The sequence below is a fragment of the Mesobacillus sp. genome, from assembly GCF_049588175.1.
GTDB lineage: Bacteria > Bacillota > Bacilli > Bacillales > Cytobacillaceae > Mesobacillus.
Window position 1 is genome coordinate 1 of record NZ_JBAVFI010000443.1, and the last position, 2,161, is coordinate 2,161.

General features: G+C 41.1%; 2 protein-coding genes. One reads left to right on the forward strand and one right to left on the reverse strand.

Annotation, left to right across the window (positions count from 1 at the left end):
• The coding region (locus tag WB217_RS10895) for a HAMP domain-containing sensor histidine kinase (RefSeq protein WP_423993253.1) at positions 1-1,177 on the forward strand (1,177 nt) is incomplete at its 5' end.
• 51 nt (positions 1,178-1,228) lie between these two features.
• On the opposite strand, the gene WB217_RS10900 is transcribed toward WB217_RS10895, so the two are convergent.
• On the reverse strand, positions 1,229-2,161 hold a 933-nt coding region (locus WB217_RS10900; protein ID WP_423993254.1), incomplete at its 5' end, for a UvrB/UvrC motif-containing protein.

Here is a 2,161-nt window from a genome sequence, read left to right on the forward strand (position 1 = left end):
GGCAAGAATTCTTCAAATGGAAAATCAGCCGCAGCTTTACATTACGGATTTGGATGGAAATGTTTTAAACCTTGGACCATCTCATCGGGGACCAGGTGGAGGTCCCGGTCGTACCTCAGGGCAAGTCCCACCTGAGGTGATTGAAAGTGAAGATACTGTCCAGGAGCTTGAGGTCAATGGTATTGACGTTTACGCCGTAAAATCCCCTTTAACTGTTGATGAAAGGCAAACCGGTTGGGTTGTAGTCATGCAAAGCAAATCCGACCTGTCAAACGTCGATCAAGAATATCGGCTGTTGACTATTTTGCTGGTGGGATTAGGCCTGCTGGGATGGGGCGTCATTTATCTTCTATCTAAAAAAATAATAAAACCAATCCAGGACGTCGCACGGGCTGCAGCCAAGGTGAGAGAAGGAGATTACGACATCACTCTGGATACAGAGCCAAACGAACTGGAACTCTATGAATTGGTCACCTCATTCAAGGAAATGACCAACCGTCTCATCCAGCTGGAGCAAATGCGTGCAGAGCTATTGGCAGGTGTGACACACGATTTGAAAACACCTGTAACATCTATAAGCGGTCTTGTCCAGGCTGTCAGGGATGGCATTGTGACAGGTGAGGAGCGCCAGGAATTTTTGGATATCACGTTAAAAGAAATTCAAAGACTGCAGACAATGATTGCTGACCTGCTCGATTTTAACTCATTAGCTGCCGGTGCTTTTACTATACGTACTGAAAACTGCAACATGAATAAACTCATCAAGGAGATCGGCAGGCAATGGCAGGTCACACAAAATGAGCTTGTTGATTTAAAAGTAATTGTGCCGGACCATCCAATCAATAAAATGACCGATCCGCTTCGGCTGCAGCAAATCATGATCAACTTATTGAATAACTCTTTTCAGGCAATAGGTAAAAATGGATCCATATCCATCATTCTTTCTAATGGGAGGATTGATATTAAAGATACTGGTTCAGGCATTCCGGAAGCAGAACAAGCTTATGTATTTGAACGCTTCTTCCGAGGTGAAAAGAAGAAACTCAAAGTCAGAGGACTTGGACTGGGATTGCCTTTTAGCAAAATGCTGGCAAGAGCTTTAGGAGCAGATCTGATTTTAAAAGAAACAAGCCAACAGGGAACTACTTTTTCGATTGTATGGGATAAAGAGAAATAAGAGATTAATAGAAGTAAAGGGCTGCAATCTTAACATTGCAGCCCTTTACGATTAAAGATTCATTAACAACTGTTTAATCACATCGTCCAATTGAGCAAAATCTCTGGATTCAATCCAACGATCAGGAATGACGGTGAATCTCGCATTCGTGCTATTCAAATAACTATATATGATTTGCGCTTGATCGAGATTTTCCTTGCTGATAGCTATGGATTCCCTATGAGCGTTCTCTTGAAAATGATTGAGAATTTGGATTCTGATTGTTTCAGAAAGCTGCTCTGCATTCTCAAATTTGAATTTTTCGCTGAAGATGATTTCATGCCCCTTTATTAAAAATAATTTCACCTTTTCATCACTCAAGCGTTCGATGACTGCAATGTTTTTATTCTCCTCAGAAAAATGGATGACACTTTCCTTATATAAAAGGAGAGATAACGACTTACGATAATTCCTGTATTTAACCGCCTCTTCAAATCGAAATTCCTCGGAAGCCTGCTCCATTTTTCGCTCCCATTCTTCAAGAATGTCCATGTCAGTTCCTTGAAGCAAAGCTATAAACTTATCGACAATCGCGTTGTACTGTCCAACAGCATCTCCACCTAGGCACAAGCCATTGCATTTCCCGAGCGAGTAATTCAAGCATGGGGAACCCTTGAGAGGATGAAGGCAATTCATATGGAAAGCTTCCTTCAAGTTCTCGATTGCTTTTTTTACATAAATCGGACTGGAATATGGTCCGAAATAGAGGGCAGCATCATGTTCTTTCCTGTCTGGAGTTATGAAGATTTTACGATAAGGGCCATCTGTTTTTATTCTGATATAGGTATAGGAAAGATGGCTTTTCATTCTCTTATTAAACAAAGGCTTTAATTCTTTGATCAGTTTACATTCAAGCATGAAAGCCTCAAATTCTGTATCTGTAAGGATATAGTCAAAGTCATCGACGTTTGCGACCATTTTCTTTATCTTTTGGGGATGGGAGGC